Source organism: Serratia sp. CY55921 (genome assembly GCF_052167655.1).
In the GTDB taxonomy this organism is placed as follows: Bacteria; Pseudomonadota; Gammaproteobacteria; order Enterobacterales; family Enterobacteriaceae; genus Serratia; species Serratia ureilytica.
The window spans coordinates 1,684,481-1,704,170 of record NZ_JBJNMU010000001.1; the positions used below are offsets into that span (position 1 = coordinate 1,684,481).

A 19,690-nucleotide genomic window follows, 5' to 3' on the forward strand; every position below is an offset into this window, starting at 1 on the left:
TGCTATAACCTGCTGCCGGTAACTGCAGCTTGCCTCATTCCTCGCTAGAATACGCCGTGATATCGCCATTCGGAGAACCGCCATGCCAAAACAACGGGTGCCGCTCAAGCTGAGCACCTCCATCACGCTGATGGTGTCCGCCATCATCGCTTCGGTGCTGCTGGTGGTGTTCGCGCTGTTTTTCGTGCAGATGAGCCGCGAAGGGCAAGATCAGCTGCAGCAAAAAGCCATCGCTATCGCCAACACGCTGGCGCTCTCGAGCACCGTGATAGACGGCCTGCAGCGACGCGATCAAAGCGGCGCCGTGCAGCGCTTCGCCGAGCAGGTGCGCCATCAAAACGAGCTGCTGTTCGTGGTGGTGGTGGATATGCAGGGCATCCGCTATTCGCATCCCAAACCCTGGCTGATCGGCAAACATTTCATCGGCGAAGATCTGACGCCGGCGCTGCAGGGCAACGTCAACAGCGCCATCAACCGCGGCACGCTGGCCCCGGCGCTGCGGGTGTTCGTGCCGGTGTATGACGAGCAGCGGCGGCAAATCGGCGTGGTGGCGCTCGGCATCGCGCTGGACACCGTGCAGCGGGTGGTGGCGGAAAGCCGCTGGATCATCTATTGGACCATCGCCTTCGCCGCGCTGGTCGGCAGCCTGGGCACTTTTTTCCTGGTCTCCGCGCTCAAACGCATCATGCTGGGTTTCGAGCCTTACGAAATATCCACCCTGTTCGAGCAGCGCAACGCCATGCTGCAGTCGATTAAAGAAGGCGTGATCGCGGTCGATAATGATTCCCGCATCACCATCGTCAACGACGAGGCCAAGCGCCTGCTGCGCCAGAGCGGCCCGGTGGAAAACCTGCTGCTGGACGCCGCCAGCAAGCATTGGCCGGCACAGCTGCATCTGGCGGAAGTGCTGGCCAGCGGCAAACCGCTGCGCGATCGACAGATCAGCTTCAACGGCAGCGAACTGCTGACCAATACCGTGCCGGTGATCGTCAATGGCCAGGTGACCGGCGCCATCGCCACCTTCCGCGACAAGACCGAGGTCAGCCGGCTGCTGCAGCGCCTGAGCGGCATGGCGCACTACGCCGATGCCCTACGGGTGCAGTCGCACGAATTTATGAACAAGCTGCACGTGATACTCGGCATGCTGCACATGAAGGCTTATCAGCAGTTGGAAAACTACATCATCAATACCGCCAGCAACTACCAGGAAGAGATCGGCGCACTGCTGCGCAAGATCCACTCGCCGGAAGTGGCGGGCTTCTTCATCGGCAAGATCAGCCGCGCTCACGAAGCCGGCATCGAACTGACCATCGAGGAAACCAGCCTGCTGCCGGAAACCGACGACGCGGAAACCACGCACGTGCTGATCAGCGTGCTCGGTAACCTGATCGAAAACGCCATCGACGCCATCGACGGCGTTGAAGGCCACGAGATCGGCCTGAGCTTCCATCACCACGACGATCAATTACACTGTATCGTCAGCGACGACGGCCCCGGCATCGATCCGGCGATCGCCGCGCACATCTTTGAACACGGATTTTCCACCAAGGGAACGGGACGCGGCATCGGCCTGGCGCTGATCCGCAGCCATCTGGAGAAACTGGGCGGCGGCATCGATGTCGAGTCCGAACCGGGCGAGCTGACCCAATTTTTCGTGCACCTTCCCTATCAGGCCAAGAGCGAAACCCATGATTAACGTACTGATTGTCGACGACGACCCGATGGTGGCGGAGCTGAACAAATATTACCTGAGCCAGATCGGCGGTTTTCACTGCCAGGCGACGGTCGCCACCCTGGGCCAGGCGCGCGCCCTGCTGGCCGACGCCAGCGTCAGCATCGATCTGGTGCTGCTGGATATCTACATGCAGCAGGAGAACGGGCTGGATCTGCTGCCCGGCCTGCGCGAGCTCGGCGAGAAGACCGATGTGATCATCATCTCTTCCGCCAGCGATGTGAACACGGTGCAAAAGGCGCTGCACTACGGCGTGGTGGATTACCTGATCAAGCCGTTCCAGTTCAGCCGCTTCAAAGAGGCGCTCAGCCACTATCGACAACAGTCGCAGCTGCTGGCGCAGCGCGAGTTTTCGCAGGCCGACGTCGACAGCCTGCTGCGCCGCCAGCCCGGCGGCCAGGAGAGCAAAAAGCTGCCGAAGGGCCTGACCAGCATCACCCTGAGCACGGTCTGCGAGTGGATAGAACAGCAGCACGACAGCGAATTCTCCACCGACAACCTGGCCAACGCCATCGGCATTTCGCGGGTGTCCTGCCGCAAGTACCTCATCTATCTGGCGGAAAGCGGCATTCTCGGCACCCGCATTCTGTACGGCGCGACGGGCCGCCCGGTTTATCTGTATCAGCTGAAGCCGGACGCGATCGCCATGCTGAAAGAGCATTGCCGCCCGGCATAAACGACGCCGGGCGCTGCAAGCGCCCGGACGTTGAAAGCTAGAAGTTGTACATGTAACACCTCGCCTCGCGGTGAGGATCTTTCGAGTGTATCCGCAGGCAGCGCCGCTTTTTCTGCTGCTGCTCCAGGTGACGCTGCTGCCGCTTGGCGGCTTCTGCGGCCTCGCGCTGCTGCTCACGCGCGATCGCCTGCTCATTGGCCTGCGTCAGGCTGTCGACATTCCACACCTTGTGGCGCAGCGCGCTGCGTTTTTTCTGGTACTCCTCGGGGACTTTATTGTCCTTCGGCGGCGCCGCGTGGTATTCCAAATCCACCCGCGCCTGCGCAAAGCAGGCGCAACACAGGGCCACGCCGGCCAACACTAGCCTCTTCATCGATAAACTCCTGACAAATCCCTGTTCTCATCTTTAGCAATTCAGCGGCCGGCCATTCAGCCAGGCGCGGCAATAAACGCCGACAAACGGCCGATGCGGCCCCGTCAGAGACGTCCGCCGCAGACGCAGCGACAGGCAGCGGACGATATCGGCACCCTGCTCACAGGCCGATCGGGCGCTCTGATGCCCCTGCCCGGAAGGTCTCGCCGCTTCCTGCGTTTGCAACCGGATTTCCAACGCTTCCCGCTCCGCACGCAGCAGCGCCAGCTGCATGCGCTCCGCCTGAATCTGTTCAGCCAACCAAATATGCTGCAACAAGCCATCCAGCCGCGCCGGACACCCCGCCGCAGAGGGACTTTCCGTCGAGACGCCGGGCGAGGAATGGCGATCGATGAACGCCTGACTGCAAAATGAGGCCAGCAGCGCCAGCGCCGCAGCGATTAACGAAGGTAGTTTCAATACACAAGCTCCATGAATAAGCCGACTGGGGCGCGCCGCGAAAAACGACGCAGAGAACCGTTCAACAGCCGTTGAGTGAAGACACCTGAGGCTCCGCGGAATCGGGCGCATGTTGCCCTCCCGTCGCCGGCGCTTTCGCGTTTTCGGCATCGCATTCCGCCAGACGCGCCAAGGTTTCGGCCTCATTCTCCGTGGGCGGGGTCGGCTCAGCCATCTCTTGTCGCAGGCCATGCGCCAGCTCTTTCAATTTCTTCTGAAACAGCACGGGAGAAATTCCCTCGCATTGCCGATCGTAACGGGCCGCATTTGCTTGCAGACTCAACAACGACATTATCAACATGGCGACAATACGCTTTGCCATTGAAAACTCCTGTAAGGATGTCTGGGTATGTTGATATATATTCAACAAGCAGAGATTCATCGTTTAAAGATAAATAACGCATCGGAAAAACAGAGTAGCGAATTAATAATAAACCGTTCCACAATATCTTTGAGATAACGTCTGCCGCCCCGCCGAATAAAGAGCGGCGGTTAGCGCCCCCCTATTTTCGACCAGTCCAGCGTACCGCCGATACCGACCCGGCCTTCATTCAGCACGGCAGCGGCGGATTCGCCGGCGATAATGCGCTGTTTCTGTTCTCGCGTTGCGGGCTGCGGAGTTCCCCAATTCCCCCAGTGAGTGGAGGAGGATGAGGATGAAACAGTGGGGTGAATGGCACTGCATCCGTTTAATACAAGACACAATGCCAGAAGAGAATTACGCCATGTCATACTATTTCCCTTAAAATAACGCTATTGGTAGTGACGGTAAATGAAAAACGAGTTTATTTAGTTTAATAACTTTCGCCGCATGCAATCGCCTGCGACAAAAAGAATACGCAAGTGTTAATCACCCGTTATTTTAATTAACCTGAATCAAACAAATATCGTTCAATAAGACAACGCTAATCGCAGAAATGGGCCAGCAGGCTCAGCGCACTTCCGAGTGCGCTGGGATCTTACTCTTCGCCGTCCGGCTGCCAGGCCAGCAGATCTCCAGGCTGGCAGTCGAGAATGCGGCAGATCTTGTCCAGCGTTTCCAGCCTGACTCCCTTGACCTTGCCGTTTTTCAACAGAGACAGGTTTTGCTCGGTGATCCCCACCTGCTCCGCCAGCTCCTTTGAACGCATCTTCCTTTTGGCCAACATGACATCAAGACTTACGATTATTGCCACTCTATTCTCACACGAAAGAAAGCTGTTCTTCATTCAGCCGCAACGCTTCCAGAAATACCCGGCTAAATACCAGGATTGCGCAGCCTACGATCAGCGAGCGCACCGACTCGCTATTGACGCCATAATAAAGGATAAACAGCATTTTTTCATCGGCGGTCAATACCATTACCTGCAGCAGACCGGCTAACGACGGGAACAACACATCTACGATCAGCAAGATGCCAATGATCTGCAACAGCACCATATTGTTACGATGCCACACGTTGCCGCGGAAGAATTGATAAAACAGCCCGGCGCCGCACAGCAGCGCGCTGTAATAGGGCAAATAACCGAGCATGTCGATAACCAGCGTGGCGAACAGCGCCCAGCGTTGCTGCGGGATCGCGTAGGCGAGCAGCTCCGGGTAATATTCCCGGTAAGAGGCGACGATATCGCGATAGGCTACGCCCTGCAGCCAGTCCCGCACGATGATGAACATCTCAACGCCGGTGCTGACGATCAGCATCGCCATAATGAGCAAACACAGACAACGCACATACAGCGGCAGATGGATCCTTGGCGCAGCGCCCATAATTTTCTATCCCTTAATCAACAGCAATAAATTATCGTAAAACGATAATTTATTGCTGTCAATGATCAAGTGGACTGATGAGTCAGGCGGTGGTCGCCAACGCGCGGACAATAAAAAGGCCGGGCTAACCCGACCTTGTTTGACCGCTCGACGCGCTTAGACCAGTTCGATCACATCGAAGTTGGCTTCGCCGCTCAGATCGGCATCGTAATCAACGCCCTGCAGACCGAAGCCGAACAGGCGCAGGAATTCCGCCTTGTAGCCCTGGTAATCGGTCAGTTCGTTGATGTTGCTGTCGTTCAGCTGCTTCCAGATTTCACGGCAGGTTTCCTGCACTTCGTCACGCAGTTCCCAGTCATCCAGGCGCAGACGGTGTTTCTCGTCGGTATCCGGCGCCGCACCGCTGTACAGCTTGGTGGCGAACAGACGCTGGATCTGCTCGATGCAGCCTTCGTGAATGCCCTGCTCCTTCATGATCTTGAACACGATGGAGATATACAGCGGCATCACCGGAATGGCGGAAGAAGCCTGCGTCACCACCGACTTGAGCACCGCAACGTAAGCCGCGCCGCCTTTGGCCTGCAGCTTCTGGTTGATGGCGTGCGCCGCGCGATCCAGATCTTCTTTCGCCTTGCCCAGCGTACCGTGCCAATAGATTGGCCAGGTCAGATCGGTACCGATGTAGGAGTAAGCGACAGACTGCGCGTTATCCGCCAGCACGCCCGCTTCGTCCAGCGCGTCCATCCACAGCTGCCAGTCCTGGCCGCCCATCACCTTCACGGTGTCGGCGATTTCTTGCTCGTTGGCCGGCTCGACCACGGCCTCAACCAGCACGTCTTTGTTGGTGTCCAGCGCGACGGATTTGTACGGCTCGCCGATCGGCTTCAGTGCGGAACGCACCACTTCGCCGGTTTCCGGCATCTTACGCACCGGCGAAGCCAGCGAGTAAACCACCAGGTCAACCTGACCCAGGTCTTTCTTGATCAGATCGATAACGGTCTGACGGCACTCGTTGGAAAATGCGTCACCGTTGATGCTTTTCGCGTACAGGCCTTCTTCTTTAGCTGCCTTGTCGAAACCGGCGGAGTTGTACCAACCGGCGGAACCGGTTTTGCCTTCGCTGCCAGGCTTCTCGAAAAATACGCCGATGGTGGCCGCACCGCTGCCGAAAGCGGCATTGATGCGCGAGGCCAGACCGTAACCGGTGGATGCACCAATGACCAGCACCTTTTTAGGCCCGTTTTTCAGTTCGCCGCGCGACTTAACGTAGGCGATTTGCTCACGGACGTTGGCTTCACAGCCTGCCGGGTGAGCGGTGGTGCAGATAAAACCACGAATTTTAGGTTTGATAATCATAGTAATTTTTTCTTGGTAGCTAAAAACCGAAGGACAATATACCTGATTTTCTCAATATACTTAAGAAAGTGCGAAAACAAGCGCAGTGAACAGACCAGTTTAGTCGAGGGATCAGGGTTGCCCAACTCCGCATCGTGATGCCTCCACGCGCCACGCTTCGCACCCTCAGCGCGTTCAAGCCTTCCCTCTTAAAATCAGCAAAAGTTGATCATGCTTCTGGCGTTGCGTTATGGTGTGGCTGTTTTTCGGTCGAAATCCAGGGAGGAACAAAGAAAAATGGATAATCCACTGTTACTAAAGGAACGTTTAAATACCTACTCGCAAACGATGGCTCGTCAACAAGGACGTATGCTTTTAGAACTCTCAGAGCGCGTTAATAGGGACTTTTTAAAAGATCGGACAGTCGGTAATGCCTTCAGACATGAGATGCACTGCTTTGTGAATGATAAATTGCAAAAATGCCAACAAGTAGGTGAAGCGGCGAATGTTGCAATGAGAGAAATGAAGCAAGAATATCAATCGCTTTCTGAGCAAGAGCGCTTATTGCGAACTGACGCCGTGACACCTTATGCCGTAATGAGAAAGAAAGTCAGTCATGACGCCGTAGTGACCTACGTGTTAGCCGGCGTTGGCTTCCTCTCGGGAATAGCACAAATTTTACTCGGCGTGGGCTTGGATTGGACTGGCGTCGGAGCCATTCCAGGAACGTTACTTTTAATCAATGGCATCAATAATGTCTACGAAAACGGTTATACGCTGTTATTTGGCAAGAATACTATTGGTCCAGGCCGAATGATGTACCGTTCTGCGGCTTCAACGCTAGGCTATTCCCATTCAGCAGCAGACATGGCGTTAGGTGGCGTAGACTTACTGTTATCAGGCTATGGTTTACTAAAACTGTCGCTGAAACCAGAAGCCTGGCGATTATTTCGCTACATCAATACAGACTATATTCGCGGTTGGAGAAACATGGGAAGAACCAGCTTGATGCTTGAAGGTGGCGCAGATGTCTCAACCCTTAATTCCATTTATAAAGGCAGCCAGGAACAGTGATGGAACCAACTTTATATTATATTCTTTCTACTCTCGCTGCCGCGGCCTGTCTGGCCGTGAAATACGGCTTCAGACCGCCTCTGGGTTCCAAGGGTTATGTCGTTCTGGTTACGATATGTTTTTTAATCCTTTGCTGGCAATTTACCCTTTTTGCCAACGGCAACGCGATGTTTATTGCTGACTCTGAAACATGGACCAAAGAAAATTGGCCTTTACGCTACTGTGCGTTGGGGTTTGCTCTTGCACATGCCTTCGCCACTTTCGAATCCTCCAGAAGAAAGAAAAAAGACAAACTTTCCTGAAGTCGTCACCACCAAATGAAACGCCATTTGGTGGTGACAAGGTAGATCCATTACGCCTTGTACTTTTCCAACTGCTCGATCAGCGTGTAACGCAGCGATGAGGCGTCGGCCGGTACGTTCTCCACCGGGGTGACGCGCACTTTCAGCCGATACTGATAGCCTGGTTCGAAGGTGAAACCCTCGATGCCGGTATAGAACAACTCCCACGGCTGCTGCGCGGAGCGGCGCACCTGCATGCACTTCATCGGGCCGACGCCCACGCAGTCCACCAGCGAGCTGTTGACCAACAACACTTCCGTTTGGCCGCCTTTCTCGTTTGCGGGCTGATTCATCGAGGTTCCCTCCTGGCTGCAGCCGGCCAGCGCGGCCAACGCAACAAATAACAACGCTTTAATTTTCAATGTACTGCACCAATAGTCATCCAGGGGCGCCATGCTAACAAATTAACCGGCTCAAGAGAACGGATAGCGATACGGTTCCACACGCCCAAAATATCATTCCTCGGTGCTCTATCAGTCTGGAAAATATCGCAAAATAAACCCCCTATTCTTATCCGAACCGGTAATTACCCCCGCTATTTTTTCTGTTAAAAACAGCTGGCTTGCGCAAGCTTTACTGAATTTAACTGAATCGATAAAGAGGGAATTTTATGCAAGAGATCGATGCCAAACACTTTCACCTGATCGCCGGTGCCGGTAACTTTGCCGACAACCGCGGCAGCAATGGCCGCGTCAACAACAACGGCGGCAACAAGAACGGGGGCGGGTCATCCAATCAGGGATTCTACGGCAAGCACACCTCGCCGGATTGCGTTAACGGCGTGATCACCGGTTCTCTGGGCGGCCTTGGCGGCCTGGCGGTGGGCGCGCTCAACGGCGGCTGCTTCAAGGAAGGCAGCAAAGGCGGCGGCAACGTCGGCATGGGGAAAGGCGGCAACAAAAACAGCGGCAGCAACTGCAATAGCAATAAAGGCGGCAATACCTGTTCGCGCTAAGCGGTTTTAATTAATCAAAGCCCCGGCTGAGCCTCTCCGTTCGGTCGGTGCTTTCCGTATTTTTGGTGATAACCATGTTTAAACTGTTTCGTACCTTATGCCTGCTGCTCGGCTTCTGGATCGCCACCCTGCTGCTCAGCGGCGCGGGGGTCTCCTTTACCCACGGCTACGCCGCGCCTAAAAATCTGTCGCATTTCGTCGTCTCGCTGGTGGTGGTCGGCGCCATCCTGCTGTGGACCCATAAATTGCTGCGGTTCTTTTTTGCCGAGAAATTTGAGAAGAAACCGCGTTAAACCGTGTTCTTATTGGGAGCGCCGCCCGCAACGATAAAACCGGCATCGCGAATCGCCGCCTTAACCTGCCTGGCGTCCATCACGGCCGTTTTCACATAGCCAAAAAAGGCCACCCGTGCGCTGGGCAAACGGATTGGCGTCGCCAGTTGGGCCATAAGACCACGATTGCGCTGCGCCATCAGCTCGGCGCGCGCATGCCAAAACGCGGTGGCATCGGCGCGTGTTTCAGTGGCGGTGTCGAACCGAGAGGCCAACTCGCTGAGCGCCTCCCACTCCGCCAACAGGGCGGCGATCACTTCAGGATTAGCCACCTGCTCCCAGTCAGAGGGTAAGGCCCCCTCACGCCACGCCTCGAGATAGCCGGGCAACATCATCTTTAATTGACTCAGTTGCTCGTTCACTGCGGATTACCTTTTATAGCGCCTGATGCCGGGATATTTCCCATAATGACACTCTCGAAACCGTTGATGGGAGCAATGGCCGAAGCTTATCAGCGCCATAGATGACGTAATGACTTTTGGTGCGGTCAAATTAGCGATAGGTGCGGTTGGGGAGTGAGACGGGAGCTCGGGCTGATGGCTGTGACGCGAAAAGAGAAACGGGGATTGTTGCTGGCGTCTTAGGTGAAATTTACTTATAAATCAATCACACAAAAAAAGACCGAATACGATTCCTTTATACGAAGAAGAATGAAAATATCCTTTTTTAACAACGCCTTATCAACCTTTCGGTCTTTGCAATCCCTTGCTATACCTTGCATTCCATGCTTTTAATTTCAGATAGTTACCAGAACCCTCGGAGCAATTCGGAATAATTTAGGTACTAAAACTCTCAATCACAAACGCTAATATACTCGCGCACGCGGCAGATCACTCAGCCGTGTCGTGTATGCCGGCGACAGTAGCTCACGCTTCATTGACCACACCTGATGCGCCCCTTGTCCTGCGAACCACAGTTTTGCCTTCCCCGAGTTATTAATCCGATCAAGCACCCCCATCAGTTGTTCGCTGTTATGCCGTGGTTTGTACTCATCGAACAACCCCAACTGAGCCACGCCCTGACTGTAAAAATCCTGCAGCATCACCCCGCCTTTTTGATACCGATGACCGGGTTGCCAAATCGCATCAAGGCAACGCATAGCCGCGGCAATAATATCGCGAGTATCCTGTGTGGGTACGCTCAGTTTTATGCTTGCAGTATTGCCGTAGTATTCCTCATTGATGGCAAATGGGCTGGTTTTGAGCCACGCGCTAACATGCCGGCAATACTGATGCTCCTCCCTCAGCTTCTCCGCTGCACGCGTCGCGTACATGCAAATAGCCTGATGCATCTGGTCATAATCGGTTATCCGATCTCCGAAGCTGCGGCTGCAGATGATCTGTTGTTTTGTCGGCGCAAACTCCTCCAGCTCGAGACAAGGCTGACCACGTAGCTCGCGGACGGTTCGCTCTATCACAACGCTGAAATGCTTGCGGATCATCGTAGTGCTTGCATCGGCCAGTTGTAGTGCCGTTTCTATACCCATCATGTTGAGCTTTTTCGATATCCGGCGTCCGATACCCCAGACCTCATCGACAGGCACGAGGCCCATCAATTTGCGCTGGCGCCCTTCATTGGACAGATCCACTACTCCGCCAGTCTTGTCCCACTTCTTCGCCGCGAAGTTTGCCAGCTTGGCTAACGTCTTGGTTTGGGCAATGCCAACGCCTACAGTTAGCCCAGTGTTGCGCAGTACCTTGGCCCTCACCTGGCGGCCGAAAGTATCCAGATCAATGCAGTTACGAACTCCAGTCAGATCAAGAAAACTTTCGTCAATTGAATACACTTCTACGCGTGGCGCCATCTCTTCTAAAACAGCCATCACACGCTGAGACATGTCGGCGTATAGCTCATAGTTGCTGCTGAACGCGATGCCCCCTGCGCGCTCAAATTCCCGCTTAATTTTGAAATAGGGTTCTCCCATCTTTAACCCTAACGCCTTCGCTTCCTTGCTCCTGGCTACGACGCATCCGTCATTATTCGACAGAACGACGACAGGACGCCCTCGCAGATCTGGGCGCCACAACGTTTCGCAGCTCGCGTAGAAGCTGTTCACATCAGCAAGCGCGTACATCACTTGAGCCTCGTTATCGAAGACACAACAACGCCCATCACCTCCAGATCGTCACCGCCATCATGAAGCAGGATCGGCTCATACTTCGGGTTCATGGGTTCCAATTGCGCGCGAGGATGCAAACAGAGACGCTTCACGGTGAACTCGCCGGCTATGCTGGCAATAACAATATCTCCATGGGCCGGACTGATGCTGCGGTCAACAACAAGCATAGAGCCCTCAGTGATCCCTGCCTCAAGCATGGATTCACCTGTCGCATAGAGAAAATAGGTCGCATTGGGATGGCTGATGCAGTACTCGTTCAGATCGATGCGCGAACTGACGTAATCTGCTGCAGGACTGGGAAACCCCGCCGGCACCTTGTCGGCGAAAAGCGGGATTTTGAGCTTGGTTGGGTTTGGTGTTGGATAAAAGAAAGTCATAATGTTGCCTTGTTACTGTGTTTTTATACAGTATATGCGCAAGATTTTGACGGGGGAAAGTTCGGATTTTTGTTAGAAAGGTAGGATATTGATCGGTAAAGAAAGATAGTTTCGATGAATGGCCGAGTTCCCTCCAGGCTACAACTCACGATCGAAGTTCGACCTTCAGCGCGTTTTCGCATCCACAAGTAGAACACTGTGCTGATGTTTATCGCGACATTATCCCTTGAGATATCAGTCTGAGAGGAGCGCCAGAACCCAACTATCAGGTGGCGTGAGGCAACGCTGACGGACGGCGTGCTGGGAGTCATACGTTGTTACTACAGTACGTCACCATGCCCCAACGATAGTGATTGTGCTTACTTATCATCTTGATGGGCTAGAAAATTTTGCCATCAATATCATGCGATGGCAGAATATAGCAAACCAACATTTAAGAATTTTACGCATTGAATACTTTTATACGTTATGCATCTGTAGGGGTAATGAATACCCTGGCTCACTGGGCTGTTTTTGGGCTCATGCTCTTTAGCGGTTTCTCACAATCAGTTTCAAATGTTGTCGCTTTTGGCATCGCTGTAACCGTTTCGTTCTTTGCTAACGCCAAGTGGACGTTCAAGGCACAAGCTACAACTTACCGCTATATGGTGTATGTGTTGTTTATGGGAGGTATGGCATTCTCTGTCGGTTGGGCAGCAGATACGCTACATGCAAACCCAATTGTAACTCTCGTTACTTTTTCAGTGATCAGCCTAATCTGTGGCTTCATTTATTCTAAGTTAGTTGTCTTCAGGGAAGATAAATGAAAATTTCACTTGTAGTTCCCGTATTCAACGAGGAAGAAGCAATTCCTCTATTCTACCAATCTGTGCGTCAGTTTAAACCTTTTCAGCATATAGATGTAGAGATCGTTTTCGTCAACGATGGTAGCTCAGATAGAACGGAAGAAATACTGTCTTCCTTATCTAATGATGATCAAAATGTTAAATCGATAAATTTTTCCAGGAATTTCGGGAAAGAACCTGCATTATTTGCTGGTTTGGAAGCCGCTACCGGTGATGCTATTATCCCAATTGACGTTGACCTTCAAGATCCAATTGATGTTATCCCACTATTATTGAATAAGTGGCAAGATGGTGCAGACGTGGTGTTGGCTAAACGTATGGATAGGCAATGCGATGGCCGAATGAAGAGAAAAACAGCAGAATGGTTTTATCGAGTACACAATAAAATAAGTAAACCGGCCATAGAAGAGAATGTAGGTGATTTTAGGCTGATGACCAGGGAAGTGGTAGAAAGCATTAAATTACTTCCAGAGAGAAACCTATTTATGAAAGGTATCCTTAGCTGGGTTGGCGGAAATGTTGAAATTGTTGAATACTCTAGAGCCGAGCGAGTCGCAGGAACCAGCAAATTTAATGGCTGGAAGCTTTGGAATTTGGCAATAGAGGGAATTACAAGTTTTTCCACCTTCCCTCTTCGTGTTTGGGCTTACATTGGATTTTTTGTTGCTGCAATTTCCTTCATGTATGGCGCATGGATGATCATAGATAAGGTTATTTGGGGCAACCCGGTAGCTGGCTACCCTTCAATTATTGTTTCCATTCTTTTCCTTGGCGGTGTACAGCTTATAGGAATCGGAGTGCTTGGGGAATATATTGGTAGAATATACATTGAAACCAAACGTCGCCCACGCTATATAATAAAGAAGTGAGATGAGAATTAAAATGTTTTGTAAAATCGACAAAAAAGCACTGCTCCTTTACTCAGGGATTGCTCTTCTTTTTATTTATCCATTAATCCAAGCTGGTGTTTTTTATAGGGATGATCTAGATAGAGCCATAACTGGTCAGTATGGATGGAGAGGATTAGGTCGGCCTGTTGCAGATATTCTCATGAAAGTTTTATCCGCCAGTGGCCACTATAACCTTGATCTATACCCCTATACTATGATTGCTTCCTGCTTGTTTATCGGTGGGGCATCGCTTTTACTTAGCGATCATTTATCGAGGTTAGAAGTTCCTTCACACAAATTAGTTTCGGCTCTTCTAATTTTTAATCCATTCATGCTGCAAAATATCGCTTACAGATATGACTCTTTAGGCATGTCCATTGCTTTTTTCCTAGCGGTTATGGCTTATACCTATACAGCCAGTAATCCTACCAGACAAACTTTAGTAAAACTTTTCGCTGGCGTACTATCTTTAACCATATACCAACCATGCGCAAATGTATTTATTGGTTTACTTGCTGTAGACGTAATGATCGCAGCAGTAAAAAATGACTGTAAAGCCACTGACATTATAAGAAGAATACTTAAAAAAACAGCCTTATTCGTCTCTTTTTACATGGTTTACATGTTATTCTTTGCTGCAAAAAGTAATTCACGCGCAGAGATCATATCAGCTAATACTGAAGGGCTAGAGCATTTAGCCTCTACGCTTAGTTCATTAAAAAACATGGTGCTATCATATTTCTATGGCCCGGTTTATATTTATTTTTTGATTCCAGTTGTTGCTGGCTTGATTTTCATTTTGTTTGCAAATCGCCATAAGAAAAAATCAATATTATCATTCAGCCTTTATTTGGTTATTTCCCTAATTATATTTTTAGTTTCACTGATGGGGCCAACCATATTTCTTAAAGATGCTCCGGTATTCCCCAGGACTTTAGTTTCCTTCTCAGCGTGTCTTGTTTTAATTTCGATTCCCATTGTTTATTTTTTACCAAAAATGAAATATTTATCACTAATTCCTGTTATTACAGCAATTGCATTCAGCGCACAATTAGGCAGTGCCATTAAATCACAGCGCGAGTATGAAGATTTTATTTTTAACATGATCAGTCGTGACTTGCTCACTCATAATGAAATTACCACCATCGGAACAGTTGGCCAGGTCAATATAAATGAAAGGGCTAAATTGTTAGTGGACAACAAACCATTAATAGGCTATTTCCTTAGCCCTGCATCTGAGTTTTTAGCCTCTTTTCAACTAATTAACAAAGGGTTCCCGCAGACTCTGCATGGTTATGGAGATGAACAAAACAATAAAAATGTGCTTTCTCGTATGATTAGCAGTGGGATTAAACCAATCTCAACTAATAAGGAATATTCTCTGTTCATTTCAGGTAATACAGCCATTGTATCATTGGGAACGGATAATAATTGACCTATTCAGCCCTCTACCATGAGGGCTTTATTTTTGGTTCCGGCCACACGATTTTTTCAAGATCTGTGTCATCGCTGATCTTCTCGATCTCGTTAACGTAGTCCATCCATACCCGCAATTTGGCTTTCTCTTCATCGGTAGCCATACCCAATAGCAACTTGCTATTGAGGGTTTGCGTAACGTGGTTAACACGTGCGATACGACGTTCTTTCTCCCCCTGTAACATCTTGCGTTTTTCAGCAGAGCTGTAGGTGCGCTTAATCACCCTTCCGTCACGATATACCCACGTCATATCGTTGCACGCTTCAGGTGGGGTTTCGCTAATCGCCACCTCTGCTACTGAGAAACCAGGAGGGAAAATTGCTGTGACGTCTTTTGATATACAGACGATAATGCCATTCTCGTCATACATGACCTTCAGCGTGTCTGGACTAAAATCCGCCTGACAGGCGTACCAGTCTCGCCCATTTTTATCTCTGGCGTAAAGAATATCAGGTCTATATGCTGGCTCATTCTCTTCGGTGGATTTAAAATCAGGCTTGTAAATAGCAAAGTTTTCAAATTTAACCATGATTAAGAAGTCCCTATATTTCGCCAAGAACCATTAATTAAAACTTGGACATATGAATAAGAAGCCCAAATAGATGGGTTATAGTTGGCCCCAGACATACCAGTAAACACGCAACCGTCAGGAGCTCTAACTTGCCCCCCAGTATCAGGCTGGTTAATTCGTCCAGTGAGCCTGACGTTTTGGACAAGATTTTGATAAGCCCAGTTTTGAGCGTTATTTTGCGCATTTGATATATTTTGATTCAGCCAGTTACTAAGATACCCACCCCAGATATTACCGGTAATATTACCGTCGACATGAAAAATAGCATTATTTGCATAAACTCCGCCTGGACAATAAAAGTTCCCGCCATTTGCGTCAAATCGCCAATTTACATCTGTATTATCGCCCTTTGCATGGATGCAGGCTTGTGCAAAGCTTGGCGTACCACTGAGCAAATATCCAAAACTCACTGCAGTTGGATAGCCTTGCCCTTGTCGAGTTGACACCCCTTTAACTATTGGCACATAAACACCGCCTGATGTTACAGGCCATTGCCAATTAGGCTGAAAGAATGGCGCCTGATTGTTCAACTGTTCGGAAAATGGCCCAGCTCCCCACGGAATTGCTCCTGGCGTTGTGGAAATAGCGGGGGAAAACAATTGTCCCGTCATAGTGTCGCCAGTCTTAGCAACAGCATTAATATCAGCAGCAGTAGGTTTAAACTTATCGGTATAAATTCTCGCCCAGGTAATCCCACCAGCCTCTGCTTGAGAAACACCAACATACGCAGCCATATTACCGCCAACAACAGCAACGTAGCCTGAGGACGGTGCGGCATCCATAGGCAAGCATACAACGCCAGCTGATACGTTCCCGGACACCGCTGGGGGCTTATTAGCTGCCGAGGCATTTACGCGGTAAAACTGCGCGATGTTACTGTAAGCGTCGCTTTTGGCTATTGGCCCGACACCCAAACCCGCCGTGCCCATTTCCATAACATTACCACTGCCAGTGCCGACGTTTTTTGTCGCAGCAGTACCGAGCTCAAGGTTTTTCCGGCCCTCCGCTTTATTTTGTAAATCCGCCAAGTTTTGTGACTTTTGAAGAAACAGCCCATTGGGATCCGCCAACAGATTTTTCCAGCCCGCTGCACTGGCGCCGTCCGGATCCGTGGTGTTTGAATCAACGGTATTCCACCAGATTTTCGAGCCGTCAGCGCTTAATACCGTCGCGCCTTTTGCATATCCGCCGATAGCCTGAGCAAAAGCGGAATCAAAGGTATACTGACCGCCGGCTTGAGAAAAACGAATTGCCGCAGTGATGTCGTTCAGCAGTCCGTTAAAATCCTTCCCGTGCGGCGGGATACCGCCGGCCGCGATCGCTGTCATTGTGAGTGGCGGAAAGCCAGAGTCATAGGCAGCTTTGCCCTTTTCCTTGGTTTCCTGCGTGGCGTTATTGGGGATCGTGTTTTTGTCAGCAGTACCGCTGGCGAACGGCACTACAATCTGACGCGGTTTATCTGTCAGTTTCATTTTATGCCTTCTGAATTATTGAAACGTTAATACCTGGCGGCGCCGGCAGTGCGCCGGAGGACTGCACGATAGCCAGCTCTGCGGTCGACAGTTCAAACTCGAACACATAGCTCATCTTCATTCCGCCATCGTTCTGGATATAGGCGCGCCCCCGATCGCCGAACATGTAACGCAACATCCGATTGATATTCGGTATTGAGCAATCGGTGATATTGCTCATGGCTTTCATCATGATCAGACGGCGATAGATCGGGTCCGCAAGTTCAATGGTCTGCGTTGTGCTCTCACCGCTATAGAACGGCGCCTGGTCAAATGGGCGGGGATCTGTCCGCGTTGGCGTATCCAGCCGCGCCTCACTGAACCCCAAATAATTAAAGTCGTCGTCGACCGTTAGCCGCCGGCTTACGTCCACAATTTTTCCCCACACATCGAGGCCATAGGTCTCTGCGGTTTCGATGTTCCAGATCAGATCGTAAAAATCATCGACGAACTTGTCGGGGGAAACGGCTTCGTTGAAGCTGCCGATCAGGGCGTTAAGGCGGGGGCTGGCGGCGTACTGTGCGAGCACAGTGGCGGCCACATTCTGCAATTTAGACCTCCTGCAGCTCTACGCTGATATTGTTCGGATCCAGCGTCGGAATTTCGTCGATACCAAACTGGAGGGATGAGGAAAAGGCGTTACCATCCCTGCTCAGCGCCAGGCTGAGAATATCGATGTTTGAAGGGTCAATGCTGTAAATGCCCGCATAAAATCGCCCGGCGGCCAGCGCAGCCGCTGCACGCGCGCGATTGCCCCCATCAGCGCCATTGAATGCCGCAATCACTTTATTCTTTACCTGATCGGTAATGTCCGATGGCAAATATTCGCTTTTTCTCAGGATAACCCTCACTGACACGCTCACCGGCTTCAACCCTTGCCAAGTGATCACATACTCCGGGTATGGCGGCTCATAGCCGTCGGTATCTGCAATCGTGTATGAGGAATCTCCGTTCATGTCGACACCGGGCGGCGCCTTGCGCCAGATAGCATCCGCGATATCCTCAGCCTTTGCGCCATATACGCCAACGTAGAACGAGTTTTTCTTCAATGTATATTTGGATGGGCCGACTTGTCTGTCTACCGGGGTCGGGTTATGCGTAACGTATACGTCCACTACGTTGGGAACTTTTGCGAGGATCTCGCCGCGGATCGCGTTCAATGTATTCCGGGCATTGTTGGCAACGGAATTGCGTCGGCGGTGCTCAAAGTCGGCTCTGCTCTCCTCATTGTTGCCCGGCACCCCGGCGGCGCGGTTGGTCACACCTGACCAGCCAGGGATCGCTTTGTAGACCTTGCTGAGCGCACCAATGGGGCAACCGATCGGGCCTGTCGTGAGGTTCTGGAAAACCACATCCACGCTACCGGCGGCGCCGATCGTTGCATCGGAAAGGCTGGCGTAGAGATACCCTGCTTCATCCTGTGCCAGGCTTCCAGCAGGGATCAGCGTATCCACCAGCCCTGAGCACGTCCCGGTTACTGTCGTGCCGGTGGCACCGATGCGGTCGAGGAAATAAACCCGGCCAATCGCATCCTGAAACCTGCCGCTGCTGTAGTCCGCGTTCACCTGGTTCGCGATCGCCAGCAACTGATCGTTCTTATCGGCGATGATGGCCGAATCGCTCATCGCCAGCTGCCCCTGTGGGCTTGTCAGACTGGTCCCCATCGAGCTCCCCAGCGCGGTGGAGAAATCGGTTAACCGGCCGTTTAGTATGTCCACCTCATCCGGCACCAGCAGCCCCGTTTTTGAAAACGTAACCGCCGGTACCGCAGTTGTGTAATTGGTGTTTTCATCCGTCATAACAGCACCGTGTAATCGTTGAAATTGGTATCGGTGATCGTCATTACGCCACCAATGCGGCGATCGCCATCAGAGACTGCCGTACACAGCGCGCTGGAGACCGTCGGCAGTTTCATCGCCTCCTGCTGCATTTTGGTGTTAATCAGCTGCGTGCCGGGCCAATGGCCGAGGATCCGCGGGTAATAAGGAATTCCGAGCGTGTTGTCATACCAACACTCGCCAAGGAAAGTGCTGCAGGCGCACGCCACATCCTGCGCCACCGCATAAGGATTGTCCGTGACCGCCAGGTTGCCTTTGTCGTCCAGCATCAGATCCCAGGTATTCGTATCGAGAAGAAGTGAGCGAGTTTGCATCATGCCCCCTATTGCGGTTTATTCGTCTGCGCGCTGCCTGATTGCACGCCACCATGCACGTGGTCACCAAACTCGATGCCACTAATCGTGGCGCCGGCGGACAGTTCCGCTTTGCCTTTGGCTGTAAACTTCTGGCTCACCTCGGTCGCGCCGTTCAGTGCGATTTCCGGCGAGTTAACGGCAAAGCGCTTCGATGCATTGGTTTCAACATCCGGCGCATTCAGCGTAATTTTCCAGGGTGAAGTTACATTGATCTGCTGATCGGCAAACTCGACAAATTGCACCGGGTCGCCATTCAGCACACCACCCAGATAGATCGCATCTGACAGGCTGTGCGTGCGCCTTGAACCGGGCATCGCGGGCTGGCGCGTGGCTTTAACCCCGCTGATATCCCGATCGCAAATCGCTATGAACCCAATATCACCGGCTTTCGGTGGCATAATCACCGCACTTTGGCCACCCTGTAGACGCCATACCGGCACGTTGTAAATCACCTCATGCGGGATAGGTGAGCCGTCGCCAGCGACGGCCATCACCATAGGGCGAATGTCCACGTGCTCCCCATTGGCATTGATCACCCTACACAACGTGATAAACGCATGACGCCCCAGAAACTGGCGCATAACGAAGTCCTGCGCGTTGATATCACCATTCAGATCGGAGCCGTTTACATGAAAATTCTCCAT

General features: G+C 51.7%; 25 protein-coding genes. 9 read left to right on the forward strand and 16 right to left on the reverse strand.

The genetic code is table 11. From position 1 onward, the window contains the following. Positions 1-82 precede the first annotated feature (82 nt). Positions 83-1,696, forward strand: coding sequence for a sensor histidine kinase (locus ACJ8M3_RS08035; protein WP_089196936.1), 1,614 nt, complete (start codon positions 83-85; stop codon positions 1,694-1,696). Further along, entirely contained in the window at positions 1,689-2,408 is a 720-nt protein-coding gene (gene dcuR, locus ACJ8M3_RS08040) for a two-component system response regulator DcuR (RefSeq protein WP_033642727.1), read from the forward strand. The genes ACJ8M3_RS08035 and dcuR overlap by 8 nt, the downstream gene beginning before the upstream one ends. A gap of 37 nt (positions 2,409-2,445) precedes the next feature. Here the strand turns inward: dcuR and ACJ8M3_RS08045 are convergent, their stop codons facing one another. The 6 genes from ACJ8M3_RS08045 to fabV all read right to left on the reverse strand — a co-directional run bounded on the left by ACJ8M3_RS08045 (position 2,446) and on the right by fabV (position 6,381). Then, entirely contained in the window at positions 2,446-2,781 is a 336-nt protein-coding gene (locus tag ACJ8M3_RS08045) for a hypothetical protein (protein ID WP_047575793.1), read from the reverse strand. 33 nt (positions 2,782-2,814) lie between these two features. Beyond that, a complete protein-coding gene (locus tag ACJ8M3_RS08050) occupies positions 2,815-3,240 on the reverse strand; it encodes a hypothetical protein (protein WP_089196935.1) in 426 nt (141 codons plus the stop codon). 61 nt (positions 3,241-3,301) lie between these two features. Next, positions 3,302-3,601: a hypothetical protein gene (locus ACJ8M3_RS08055; RefSeq protein ID WP_089196934.1), complete on the reverse strand. Its 300-nt coding sequence runs from the start codon at positions 3,599-3,601 to the stop codon at positions 3,302-3,304. Between the two features lie 637 nt (positions 3,602-4,238). Next, the gene (locus ACJ8M3_RS08060) at positions 4,239-4,454 is read right to left on the reverse strand and encodes a helix-turn-helix domain-containing protein (protein WP_025302459.1); all 216 of its coding nucleotides are present in this window, start codon (positions 4,452-4,454) and stop codon (positions 4,239-4,241) included. A gap of 7 nt (positions 4,455-4,461) precedes the next feature. Next, positions 4,462-5,025, reverse strand: a complete 564-nt coding sequence (locus ACJ8M3_RS08065; RefSeq protein WP_033642723.1) for a DUF2975 domain-containing protein — start codon at positions 5,023-5,025, stop codon at positions 4,462-4,464. 156 nt (positions 5,026-5,181) lie between these two features. Beyond that, a complete protein-coding gene (fabV, locus tag ACJ8M3_RS08070; protein ID WP_033642722.1) occupies positions 5,182-6,381 on the reverse strand; it encodes an enoyl-ACP reductase FabV in 1,200 nt (399 codons plus the stop codon). Between the two features lie 276 nt (positions 6,382-6,657). On the opposite strand from fabV, the gene ACJ8M3_RS08075 reads away from it, so the two are divergent. Continuing rightward, a complete protein-coding gene (locus tag ACJ8M3_RS08075) occupies positions 6,658-7,434 on the forward strand; it encodes a DUF4225 domain-containing protein (RefSeq protein WP_157993238.1) in 777 nt (258 codons plus the stop codon). Next, positions 7,434-7,736, forward strand: coding sequence for a hypothetical protein (locus ACJ8M3_RS08080; RefSeq protein WP_016928136.1), 303 nt, complete (start codon positions 7,434-7,436; stop codon positions 7,734-7,736). Before ACJ8M3_RS08075 ends, ACJ8M3_RS08080 begins: the two co-directional genes overlap by 1 nt. Positions 7,737-7,786: 50 nt before the next feature. Here ACJ8M3_RS08080 and ACJ8M3_RS08085 read toward each other — a convergent pair whose 3' ends face one another. Beyond that, a complete protein-coding gene (locus ACJ8M3_RS08085) occupies positions 7,787-8,137 on the reverse strand; it encodes a DUF4377 domain-containing protein (protein WP_089196932.1) in 351 nt (116 codons plus the stop codon). Between the two features lie 248 nt (positions 8,138-8,385). Between ACJ8M3_RS08085 and ACJ8M3_RS08090 the strand changes: the two genes are divergently transcribed. After that, positions 8,386-8,730, forward strand: a complete 345-nt coding sequence (locus ACJ8M3_RS08090) for a hypothetical protein (RefSeq protein WP_033642719.1) — start codon at positions 8,386-8,388, stop codon at positions 8,728-8,730. A gap of 74 nt (positions 8,731-8,804) precedes the next feature. Then, on the forward strand, positions 8,805-9,023 hold the full coding sequence (locus ACJ8M3_RS08095) for a hypothetical protein (protein WP_004940942.1): 219 nt from the start codon (positions 8,805-8,807) through the stop codon (positions 9,021-9,023). Here ACJ8M3_RS08095 and ACJ8M3_RS08100 read toward each other — a convergent pair. From ACJ8M3_RS08100 to umuD, 3 genes are all read right to left on the reverse strand, one after another. Further along, positions 9,020-9,424: a hypothetical protein gene (locus ACJ8M3_RS08100; protein ID WP_089196931.1), complete on the reverse strand. Its 405-nt coding sequence runs from the start codon at positions 9,422-9,424 to the stop codon at positions 9,020-9,022. The genes ACJ8M3_RS08095 and ACJ8M3_RS08100 overlap by 4 nt on opposite strands. A gap of 443 nt (positions 9,425-9,867) precedes the next feature. Next, entirely contained in the window at positions 9,868-11,136 is a 1,269-nt protein-coding gene (gene umuC, locus ACJ8M3_RS08105; protein WP_077038991.1) for a translesion error-prone DNA polymerase V subunit UmuC, read from the reverse strand. After that, positions 11,136-11,558: a translesion error-prone DNA polymerase V autoproteolytic subunit gene (gene umuD, locus ACJ8M3_RS08110; RefSeq protein ID WP_308341385.1), complete on the reverse strand. Its 423-nt coding sequence runs from the start codon at positions 11,556-11,558 to the stop codon at positions 11,136-11,138. Before umuD ends, umuC begins: the two co-directional genes overlap by 1 nt. Before the next feature lie 449 nt (positions 11,559-12,007). On the opposite strand from umuD, the gene ACJ8M3_RS08115 reads away from it, so the two are divergent. From ACJ8M3_RS08115 to ACJ8M3_RS08125, 3 genes are read left to right on the forward strand one after another with little or no spacing between them, the layout of a single operon-like run. After that, complete coding sequence (locus tag ACJ8M3_RS08115) at positions 12,008-12,364, forward strand: GtrA family protein (RefSeq protein ID WP_072271515.1); 357 nt, start codon at positions 12,008-12,010, stop codon at positions 12,362-12,364. Beyond that, complete coding sequence (locus ACJ8M3_RS08120; RefSeq protein ID WP_060447306.1) at positions 12,361-13,272, forward strand: glycosyltransferase family 2 protein; 912 nt, start codon at positions 12,361-12,363, stop codon at positions 13,270-13,272. Before ACJ8M3_RS08115 ends, ACJ8M3_RS08120 begins: the two co-directional genes overlap by 4 nt. A 1-nt stretch (position 13,273) precedes the next feature. Next, positions 13,274-14,728 (forward strand): glucosyltransferase domain-containing protein, encoded by a 1,455-nt coding sequence (locus ACJ8M3_RS08125; protein WP_308341384.1) that lies wholly within the window; start codon positions 13,274-13,276, stop codon positions 14,726-14,728. A gap of 13 nt (positions 14,729-14,741) precedes the next feature. Here ACJ8M3_RS08125 and ACJ8M3_RS08130 read toward each other — a convergent pair whose 3' ends face one another. The 6 genes from ACJ8M3_RS08130 to ACJ8M3_RS08155 are packed head-to-tail and all read right to left on the reverse strand — an operon-like array spanning position 14,742 to position 19,690. Further along, a complete protein-coding gene (locus tag ACJ8M3_RS08130; RefSeq protein WP_122004116.1) occupies positions 14,742-15,299 on the reverse strand; it encodes a tail fiber assembly protein in 558 nt (185 codons plus the stop codon). Between the two features lie 2 nt (positions 15,300-15,301). Next, positions 15,302-16,813, reverse strand: a complete 1,512-nt coding sequence (locus ACJ8M3_RS08135) for a hypothetical protein (protein WP_164120316.1) — start codon at positions 16,811-16,813, stop codon at positions 15,302-15,304. A gap of 1 nt (position 16,814) precedes the next feature. After that, complete coding sequence (locus ACJ8M3_RS08140) at positions 16,815-17,402, reverse strand: DUF2612 domain-containing protein (RefSeq protein WP_089191830.1); 588 nt, start codon at positions 17,400-17,402, stop codon at positions 16,815-16,817. A 1-nt stretch (position 17,403) separates the two neighbouring features. Further along, complete coding sequence (locus ACJ8M3_RS08145) at positions 17,404-18,651, reverse strand: baseplate J/gp47 family protein (protein ID WP_164033949.1); 1,248 nt, start codon at positions 18,649-18,651, stop codon at positions 17,404-17,406. Continuing rightward, on the reverse strand, positions 18,648-19,004 hold the full coding sequence (locus ACJ8M3_RS08150) for a hypothetical protein (RefSeq protein WP_038875867.1): 357 nt from the start codon (positions 19,002-19,004) through the stop codon (positions 18,648-18,650). Before ACJ8M3_RS08150 ends, ACJ8M3_RS08145 begins: the two co-directional genes overlap by 4 nt. An 8-nt stretch (positions 19,005-19,012) precedes the next feature. Then, a complete protein-coding gene (locus ACJ8M3_RS08155; RefSeq protein WP_038875716.1) occupies positions 19,013-19,690 on the reverse strand; it encodes a Gp138 family membrane-puncturing spike protein in 678 nt (225 codons plus the stop codon).

Excerpts from the sequence above, each read along its gene's own strand:
- ACJ8M3_RS08035 (WP_089196936.1), top strand. The coding sequence starts at position 83 with ATGCCAAAACAACGGGTGCCGCTCAAGCTGAGCACCTCCATCACGCTG.
- dcuR (WP_033642727.1), top strand. The coding sequence starts at position 1,689 with ATGATTAACGTACTGATTGTCGACGACGACCCGATGGTGGCGGAGCTG.
- ACJ8M3_RS08045 (WP_047575793.1), bottom strand. The coding sequence starts at position 2,781 with ATGAAGAGGCTAGTGTTGGCCGGCGTGGCCCTGTGTTGCGCCTGCTTT.
- ACJ8M3_RS08055 (WP_089196934.1), bottom strand. The coding sequence starts at position 3,601 with ATGGCAAAGCGTATTGTCGCCATGTTGATAATGTCGTTGTTGAGTCTG.
- ACJ8M3_RS08065 (WP_033642723.1), bottom strand. The coding sequence starts at position 5,025 with ATGGGCGCTGCGCCAAGGATCCATCTGCCGCTGTATGTGCGTTGTCTG.
- fabV (WP_033642722.1), bottom strand. The coding sequence starts at position 6,381 with ATGATTATCAAACCTAAAATTCGTGGTTTTATCTGCACCACCGCTCAC.
- ACJ8M3_RS08075 (WP_157993238.1), top strand. The coding sequence starts at position 6,658 with ATGGATAATCCACTGTTACTAAAGGAACGTTTAAATACCTACTCGCAA.
- ACJ8M3_RS08080 (WP_016928136.1), top strand. The coding sequence starts at position 7,434 with ATGGAACCAACTTTATATTATATTCTTTCTACTCTCGCTGCCGCGGCC.
- ACJ8M3_RS08090 (WP_033642719.1), top strand. The coding sequence starts at position 8,386 with ATGCAAGAGATCGATGCCAAACACTTTCACCTGATCGCCGGTGCCGGT.
- ACJ8M3_RS08095 (WP_004940942.1), top strand. The coding sequence starts at position 8,805 with ATGTTTAAACTGTTTCGTACCTTATGCCTGCTGCTCGGCTTCTGGATC.
- umuC (WP_077038991.1), bottom strand. The coding sequence starts at position 11,136 with ATGTACGCGCTTGCTGATGTGAACAGCTTCTACGCGAGCTGCGAAACG.
- umuD (WP_308341385.1), bottom strand. The coding sequence starts at position 11,558 with ATGACTTTCTTTTATCCAACACCAAACCCAACCAAGCTCAAAATCCCG.
- ACJ8M3_RS08120 (WP_060447306.1), top strand. The coding sequence starts at position 12,361 with ATGAAAATTTCACTTGTAGTTCCCGTATTCAACGAGGAAGAAGCAATT.
- ACJ8M3_RS08125 (WP_308341384.1), top strand. The coding sequence starts at position 13,274 with ATGAGAATTAAAATGTTTTGTAAAATCGACAAAAAAGCACTGCTCCTT.
- ACJ8M3_RS08130 (WP_122004116.1), bottom strand. The coding sequence starts at position 15,299 with ATGGTTAAATTTGAAAACTTTGCTATTTACAAGCCTGATTTTAAATCC.
- ACJ8M3_RS08135 (WP_164120316.1), bottom strand. The coding sequence starts at position 16,813 with ATGAAACTGACAGATAAACCGCGTCAGATTGTAGTGCCGTTCGCCAGC.
- ACJ8M3_RS08145 (WP_164033949.1), bottom strand. The coding sequence starts at position 18,651 with ATGACGGATGAAAACACCAATTACACAACTGCGGTACCGGCGGTTACG.
- ACJ8M3_RS08150 (WP_038875867.1), bottom strand. The coding sequence starts at position 19,004 with ATGCAAACTCGCTCACTTCTTCTCGATACGAATACCTGGGATCTGATG.
- ACJ8M3_RS08155 (WP_038875716.1), bottom strand. The coding sequence starts at position 19,690 with ATGGAGAATTTTCATGTAAACGGCTCCGATCTGAATGGTGATATCAAC.